An 8,118-nucleotide genomic window follows, 5' to 3' on the forward strand; every position below is an offset into this window, starting at 1 on the left:
TGGTGGAGATGATGCCGGTGAGCTGGTTCATCCCCTCGGAGAGCGTGATGAAGAAGCCCTTCTTGCCCTCCAGCGACAGACGCTGGCTGAAATCGCCGGCCAGGGCGGCCCGCATCAGGGTCGCCAGCTCTTCCTCTGCATGAACCTCATCAGTCCGGTCGACCCACTCGACCACGGAGCCCAGCCGTACGCCTTCGGCGTTGATGACCGGGTTGGCCACCAGCCCGAAGGTTCGCCCACCCACCTTTACCGTGGCGCGGTGCTCGCCGGAGAGGTGGCCGAGGATGTTGCGCTGATGCGCCGGATTCTTGTGGAAGACGTCGAAATTGCGCCCCACCAGGCCCTCGACCTGGAAGGTCGGGAGATCCTTGCGGATGTCGCGCTCGGCGTTGCGCAGCATGTTGAGGACGGCTTCGTTGCAATAGACGATGTGCCCATCCGTGTCGGCCAGCATGATGTTGGTGTTGGCCTTGTCGAGGGCGTTGCGCACCCGCAGGTTGCTCTCGGCCACGACCTTGTCGGCCGAGATCTTTGCCAGCAGGTTGGACTGCATGTTGTTGAGGGCCCCGGCGATGTCGCCGAAGGCGTCCCGGGACGTAACCACCACCTTCTCGTCGAGCTTGCCCTGGGACATGCGGCCGACGCCGGCTTCGATCTGCCCGATGGCCTGGAGCATGGCGCGACGCAGGCCGATGAACAGATACCCCACCACCAGAAGGCTGACGGCGATCACGCCGAACACCAGCGCGCGGGCACGCTCGAGGCTGGCGAGACGTTCGGCGAGACGCTGATCGAACTCCCGGGCGGCCAGATCAAAAAGCCCGTAAGCGCTGTCCACCGCCTTGGTGGCAACATCGAAGTACTGGGTTGGCGCCAGCGTGATCTCGCTCGCACTCAGCAGCCCGGTCTGCACCAGCTCGAGATAATCCTTCAGGCTGGCGTCCAGAGCCTTGCCGGCTCCGGACAGGTTGGCGCGCAGGGCTACGTCCTGACTACCAGCCTTGCTCAGTGCCGCATCGATCGCCGCGCGGCCATCCTGCATGCGGCGCAGCATCACCGTCATCTCGACGCGTTCAGCCTCGGTCTGCTTCTGCCGCATGGCCTGGCTGGCCCCGAGCGCGCGCGCGCGACCGGCGTCCTCGGCCAACGTTGGCAGGCGAACCGCGAAGACATCCATCAGATAGAAGGTTTCGAGCTCAGGGTCGAGCGTCGCATTGGTGCGGTCTGCAATGCTGGTGATGAAATCCCGCACCCGTTCGATGTAGGCCGTGTGCAGGCGGAAGCTCTCTTCGGCACCGAGGCTCACGGCCTTGGCCTGCACTTCATCCCAATCCTGACGCAGAGCCCTCCACACCTCGGCCGTGCCGAGCGCTGCGCCGTATCGGGCATCGACGGCATTGCCGTCCTTCAGGGCGGCAGCCACCTTGGCCTGCAATTCAGACAGCCGCCCGGCCAGCGCAGTGTTGCCGCCGATGACCGTCTGCGACACGCCACGATGGGCCTGCACCGCCTGCATCAGCTGACGGGCCGGCATCACCATGGGGACCGTCTGGGTCTCCTTTCGGGTGAAGTTGATCTCGGCTTCGATACGCCCGTTCAGCATGTACGCCAGAACGATCACAGGCACCATTGCGATCACGCCCAGGAGGGCCATCTTGCCCTGCACGGACAGCCGGTTCATCACACCCACGGCTGGGGAGAGGATTCCACTCATGACTTGTCTCTTTCGGCTTCGGGTTGGCGTGACAGCAGCACCTGGCCCGCGGGTGTTACTGGGCTGCTTCGTCGACCAGCGCCATTTCGCTGGACAACATGAGGCGTTCGATGTCGACGACGATCAGCATGCGCTCGCCGAGCGCCCCAAGGCCCCTGATGTAAGCGGTATCCACCGACGAGGCGAAATCCGGTGCGGGCCGGATCTGCTCGGGCTTGAGGGAGATCACGTCGGAGACCGCATCGACGACCATCCCGACGACCCTGCCGCCGATGTTGAGGATGATCACCACGGTGAACGGGGTGTACTCGGCCACCCCGACGGAAAACTTGATGCGCAGGTCGACGATCGGCACGATGGTGCCGCGCAGGTTGATGACCCCCTTGATGAAGCTCGGCGCGTTGGCGATCGTCGTCACCGCGTCGTAGCCGCGGATTTCCTGCACTTTCAGGATGTCGATGGCGTATTCTTCCGCTCCCAGGGTGAAGGTCAGAAGCTCCTGGGCAAAGCCGGACTCTTCCGACTCTAGGGCAGCGGTCGTCTGGATGGCCTGCAACATGATGAAAGACTCCTCGTTGGGGATGTTCTTTTTACGGCAGGGAGATCCCTTTCTGAAGGCATCGCAGACAAGCAAAAGGCCGCCCGAAGGCGGCCTATTGATTGGTGGAAAAGCCTGCGCGACTCAGGCCGCCGCAGGCAGCACCCGCCGGGCCATGTCGACGAGCACCGGCACATCGAGAATCAGGGCGACCCGGCCATCGCCCATGATCGTCGCCCCGGCGATACCCGGCACGCGCCGGTAGTTCGCCTCGAGGCTCTTGATGACCACCTGGTGCTGGCCGATCAGCTGGTCGATGAAGAGCGCCGCGCTCTGGCCGTCGGCCTCAAGAACGACCATGATCCCCTTCGACCATTCGGTGATCGCGCCGCCGATATGGAAAACCTCGTGCAGGCAGATCACCGGCAGGTACTCGCCCCGCACCTGGATCAGACGCTCGACCCCCGAGACGCTCTTCATCATGCCCCGCTCGGGCTGCATCGACTCCATCACGTAGCCCAGCGGGATGATGTAGGTTTCGGGGCCTACGCCGACACTCATGCCGTCGAGAATGGCCAGGGTCAGGGGCAGCCGCACGGTGATGCGGGTGCCGACACCGGTCATTGATTCCAGCTCTATCCGGCCGCCCATCGCCGAGATGTTCTTCTTGACCACATCCATGCCGACGCCGCGGCCGGACACTTCGGTGACCTGCTCGGCGGTGGAAAAGCCCGGCTCCATGATGAGCTGCCAGACCTCCTGGTCGCTCATTGCGTCGCTGACCGCCATGCCCCGCTCCTTGGCCTTGGCGAGGATTCGGGCCCGGTTCAGGCCGGCGCCGTCGTCGCCCACCTCGATCACGATGTTACCGCTCTGGTGGTAGGCCGACAGGGTGATCGTGCCGGTTTCCGGCTTGCCGGCAGCACGGCGCCTTTCGGGCGTCTCGAGGCCGTGATCAAGGCTGTTGCGGACGAGGTGGGTGAGCGGGTCGGTGATCCGCTCCACCAGGCTCTTGTCCATCTCGGTCGTCTCGCCGATGGTCTTGAGCTCAACCTGCTTGCCAAGCTTCTGGGAGAGATCCCGCACGACCCGCGGAAAACGGCTGAAGACCACCGAAATCGGCATCATCCGGATCGACATCACGGATTCCTGCAGATCGCGGGTGTTGCGCTCGAGCTGGGCCAGGCCGTTGATCAGCCGCTCGAACACCACCGGGTCGACATTGCTCGCCGCCTGGGTGAGCATCGCCTGGGTGATGACCAGCTCTCCGACCAGGTTGATCATCTGGTCGACCTTTTCGACGCTGACCCGGATCGAGCCGCTGTCGCCTGCCCCAGCCGGTTTGGCCGGCGCCTTCTTGACGACAGCCGGAGCGAGCTCGGCCGCCGGGGCCGGCGGCTGCAGGGCGGCAGGCTCCGCGGCGGCCGGGGGCGACTGAGGCGGCGAGGCCATCGGCTCGAACAGACCATAGGCCGTCTCCTCCGCCGGGGTAGCCAAAACGAGCGGCGGTGCCGGCTCCGGCAGCGGCAGGTCGGTGAAGAAACCGTAGGGCTCTACAGCGACCTCGACATTGGAGAACAAGCCATAGGGCTCGCTCACTGCAGCCAGCTCTGGAAGCGGCTCGAAGAAACCGTAGGCGTCGTCGACCACCTGTTGAAGTTCGGTGAAAAAACCGTAAGCCTCTTCTTCGACGGGTGGGGCCGTCGCGGCGACAGGCTCGACCCGCAGCGAAGCGGCATCGGCCACGAAATCGACGACTCCGGCCAGGGTTTCCGGGCTGGCCTCCGTGACGATGCGCAGGTGACACTCGTCACCCGGTTCTCGCGGTGCAGCCACGGTTTCGACGCGACCGAAGCTGCTCAATTCATCCACCAGGCTGGCCAGCCCGGCGGAGGCCGCGGCAGGCTCCCCGGAGATCCGGAAGTGAAGATCGAAACTGGCCTCAGCCGCCGGCGCCGTGGCAGGCTCGGGGTTGGCCGTCGGTGCAGGGGGCGGCACCACCTCCGCGGGGGTATCGAGGGCGCGGCACAGGGCCTCGAGGCGGTGGCAGATCGCTTCGGCGGCGGCTCGATCCGCCTCGTCCTCGCCCCGGTGCGCACCGAGCAGATTCTTGAGCACATCCCCCGCCACCAGCGAGGCATCCACCATATCGTCGGTCAGGGGGGCCTCCCCCTTGCGGACCCGATCGAGCATGGTCTCGAGAATGTGGGTGACCTCCATCATGTCCTGGAAGCCGAAGGTTCCGCTCGAACCCTTGATCGAATGGGCTGCGCGGAAGAGGGCGTTGACCTCTTCCGGATCTGGCGCCGCTGGATTGATCGCCAGCAGTAACGCCTCCATGCTCGCCAGGTGCTCGGCAGCTTCCTCGAAAAACACCTGATAGAACTGGCTCATGTCTATGGCCATGCCTGTCTCCCCTGCCCCGCTGTTGCCGGGCCTTGCTTAGCCGATCACTTTTTTGACGACCTCGATCAGCTTCTGCGGGTCGAAGGGCTTGACCAGCCAGCCAGTCGCACCAGCGGCGCGGCCCTGGGACTTCATGGTGTCGGACGATTCGGTGGTGAGCATCAGAATGGGCACAGTGCGGTAGCCGGGCATGCCCCGCAGGGACTTGATGAGGGACAAGCCATCCATCCGCGGCATGTTCTGATCGGTGAGCACAAGATTGAAGCTCTTGCCCTTCGCCTTCTCGAGGCCGTCCATGCCGTCCACGGCTTCGACCACCTCGTAGCCAGCGCTTTTCAGGGTAAACGACACCATCTGCCGGATAGAGGCAGAATCATCAACGGTGAGTACGGTCTTGGCCATTATGCTTTCCTAAGGTTCTGAAACTAAAACAAATCAATGTCGCCGTGCGACATTTCCTTCTGGCTTACCGGGCTGCCACCAAGGCGCTCCTCGAAGCCGGCGAGATGCTGCCTGATGTCGCTCGCTGTCTTCTGTAACGCATCCGTGTCGCCAGAGGCGGCCGTGCGCTGGATTCCGTCGGAGAGCACATCGAGCTCATCCATGAAGGCACTGAGGGCAGCCGTGCGTTTATCCACATGCGCGATGAGCTGCGACACCATGTCCTGAAACTGCAGCGCCGTAACGGCGCGGCCGACTTCGCCATCCATCGTGTGGGCGTGCTGGCCGAGCAGGAGGATGGCATTGCCACGCTGCTGATTGAGGTCTTCCATCGACGTCAGCACCTGCTCCACCTGCTGTTTGGATTCGAGCGCGAAGTTCATGTCGGTGGAAGCCAGACGCTCGATGGCCTCCTCAGCCCCGCTGACACCTTCCCGCATCGACCTCATCACCGCGGCGATCTGCTGGCTGAAGTGGCTCGTGCGGGTAGACAGATCCCTGACCTCGTCGGCAACGACCGCGAAGCCACGCCCGGCTTCACCGGCCCGCGCCGCCTCGATGGCCGCATTGAGCGCCAACAGGTTGGTCTGCTTGGCGATCCCGGCGATCTCGCCAAGAATGCTTTCCACATCGGCAGCACGCTTGGAGATGCGATCGGTCAGCTCGACGAGTTCCATGCCCAGCTTGCTGTTCATGATGATTTTGTCCACAACCTTCTGCATGACCTCGGAGGTGTTCTGGATGAACTCGTCGAAACTGGCCCCGCTCGTGGAATCGTCGTCATCCTTCACGAGGCTGACGGCAATCGTCTCCTGAGCCTGGGTGGCAGCGAGAATGCCGTTGAAACTCGCCGTGAGCGTCACAATGGCGTCGGACAGCATGCTCTGCACGCGTCCCACCTCACTGCGGATGGCTTCATGCTGCAGCCGGAAAGACACGGCGCACTCGCGCAGGACGCCCTCCACCGCACTCAACCCCTCCTGGGCAGACGGATCGACCTTCACGACCACCGGCCCAGACGTAGCAGCCTTCGGCAGCAGGCTCACCAGCAGCAACCATCCGAGCGCACTCCCTGATACCGCAAACGATGCGCCAGCCATCTCGCCGGACAGCCGGGAAGACACCCATACCGCCAACGCTGACCATATCAGCCCAAGCGCAATGGCGGAGGTTCGAGACAGCTTCATTATTGTTCGATCACAAAGGAATATACGGGTCTCAATATCGTCACTCGGGAGCCGATTCTTTAGGCAACGGACGGGGCGCAGGGCGCGACGAAGCCCCCAGCCCTGCGCGAATGTCGCCCACATCGACCCCCTCCTCCGAGCTCACGTCGAGCTTCTTGTTGCCACCACTCCTCAGGGCGGCTTCAGCCTGCTTGTTGAGTACGATGATGCTTATCCTGCGGTTGAGCGGCGCAGTCGGATTGGCGGGGTCGAGGGGCAAGGTGTCGGCCAGGCCGACCACCCGCACGATCCTTCCCTCCGCCAGACCTCCCGTCACGAGTTCACGTCGGGATGCATTGGCCCGGTTGGCCGACAGCTCCCAGTTGGAAAACCCTCGCTCGCCCCCCGCGTAGCGCGTGGAGTCGGTATGGCCCGACAAGCTGATGGTGTTGTCGACGCCGTTCAGGGTTGCGCCGATGGAACGCAGCAACTCCTGGGTGTAAGGCCGAAGCGAGGCACTTGACGACTCGAACATCGGCCGATTCTGCTCATCGACGATCTGGATGCGCAGCCCCTCCGTCGTGATGTCCAGCAGAAGCTGGCTCTTGAAGGGGCGCAGGCTCGGGCTCGCCTCGATGATTGCCTCGATCTGACCTTTCACATCTTCCAGCCGGGCACGCTCCTTGCGCTCCTCCCGTTTCTTCTCGACATCCTGCCCGCCCTCGTCACCGGAAGCCCTGACAGCCCCCTTGGCCGCCTCCAGATTCAATGAGCGCTTGCCCTCTACATCGCCCCGCTTCACCTGCCCGACCGATCGGGTCAGATCCTGCCCGCCACCCGCCATCGGGCTGGTCGCATCTCCGGCGCCGGAGCCGCCACTCATCGCGACCTTGAGCGGCGAATTGAAGAATTCTGCGATGCCCTGAAGATCGCCCTGGGCCGTGGAGCCAAGCAGCCACATGAGCAGGAAGAAGGCCATCATCGCCGTCACGAAGTCGGCGTAGGCGATCTTCCAGGCACCACCGTGTGCGCCACCGCCGCCCTTCTTGATCTTCTTGACGACGATTGGCTGCTGGGTGTCGTCACTCATGACAGCACTCCCACAAGGCCGGCAGGCCGTGGAGCCTCAGGCCGGGTGATTCGGGCACTCATCACTTCTTGCTCTTGATGGCTTCTTCCAGCTCCGCAAAGCCCGGGCGATCGGCCGCAAACAGAACCTTGCGCCCAAATTCGACGGCAACCTGGGGAGCGTAGCCATTCATGCTGGCCAGCAACACAGCCTTCATGCACTGATAAATCTTGCCGCCCTCCTCGACCTTCTGCTCGAGCTGCCCAGCCACCGGGGCAACGAAACCGTAGGAAACGAGAATACCCAAAAAGGTCCCCACCAGCGCACCACCGATCATCTTGCCGAGCACAGCCGGCGGCTGACCGACCGAGCCCATCACGTTCACCACCCCCATCACCGCCACGACGATACCGAAAGCCGGCACGCCGTCCGCAACCTTGGAGACCACGTGCGCAGGCATGTGGGCCTCGTGGTGATGGGTTTCCATCTCGATGTCCATCAGGTTCTCGATTTCGAAGGCATTCAGATTGCCGCCGACCATCATCCGAAGGTAATCACAGAGGAAGTCCACCGCGTGGTGATCTGCCGTGAAGGCCGGGTACTTGGAAAGGATCGGACTTCCCTCCGGGTTCTCGATATCCCCTTCGATCGACATCAGGCCTTCTTTCCGGACCTTTGCCAGGATCTCGTAAAGCATGCACAGCACGTCAACGTAGTACGCCTTGTTGTAGGGAGAGCCCTTGAAGATGCTAGGCAGGGCCGCGATCGTGCCCTTGATCGCCTT

General features: G+C 63.4%; 7 protein-coding genes. All 7 read right to left on the reverse strand.

What is annotated here, in order from left to right:
* Positions 1-1,714 (reverse strand): HAMP domain-containing protein (locus ZRA01_RS19280; protein WP_141355001.1); only part of this gene is annotated, 1,714 nt, incomplete at its 3' end.
* A gap of 55 nt (positions 1,715-1,769) precedes the next feature.
* A complete protein-coding gene (locus ZRA01_RS19285; protein WP_141355002.1) occupies positions 1,770-2,273 on the reverse strand; it encodes a chemotaxis protein CheW in 504 nt (167 codons plus the stop codon).
* 123 nt (positions 2,274-2,396) lie between these two features.
* Entirely contained in the window at positions 2,397-4,658 is a 2,262-nt protein-coding gene (locus ZRA01_RS19290; protein ID WP_141355003.1) for a chemotaxis protein CheW, read from the reverse strand.
* Positions 4,659-4,694: 36 nt separating this feature from the next.
* Positions 4,695-5,060, reverse strand: coding sequence for a response regulator (locus tag ZRA01_RS19295; RefSeq protein WP_141355004.1), 366 nt, complete (start codon positions 5,058-5,060; stop codon positions 4,695-4,697).
* Between the two features lie 23 nt (positions 5,061-5,083).
* Positions 5,084-6,409: a methyl-accepting chemotaxis protein gene (locus tag ZRA01_RS21320; protein ID WP_141355005.1), complete on the reverse strand. Its 1,326-nt coding sequence runs from the start codon at positions 6,407-6,409 to the stop codon at positions 5,084-5,086.
* A complete protein-coding gene (motB, locus tag ZRA01_RS19305) occupies positions 6,327-7,355 on the reverse strand; it encodes a flagellar motor protein MotB (protein WP_141355006.1) in 1,029 nt (342 codons plus the stop codon). The genes ZRA01_RS21320 and motB overlap by 83 nt, the downstream gene beginning before the upstream one ends.
* A 61-nt stretch (positions 7,356-7,416) precedes the next feature.
* The coding region (gene motA / locus ZRA01_RS19310; protein ID WP_141355007.1) for a flagellar motor stator protein MotA at positions 7,417-8,118 on the reverse strand (702 nt) is incomplete at its 5' end.

The sequence above is a fragment of the Zoogloea ramigera genome (genome assembly GCF_006539865.1).
Taxonomy (GTDB): domain Bacteria; phylum Pseudomonadota; class Gammaproteobacteria; order Burkholderiales; family Rhodocyclaceae; genus Zoogloea; species Zoogloea ramigera.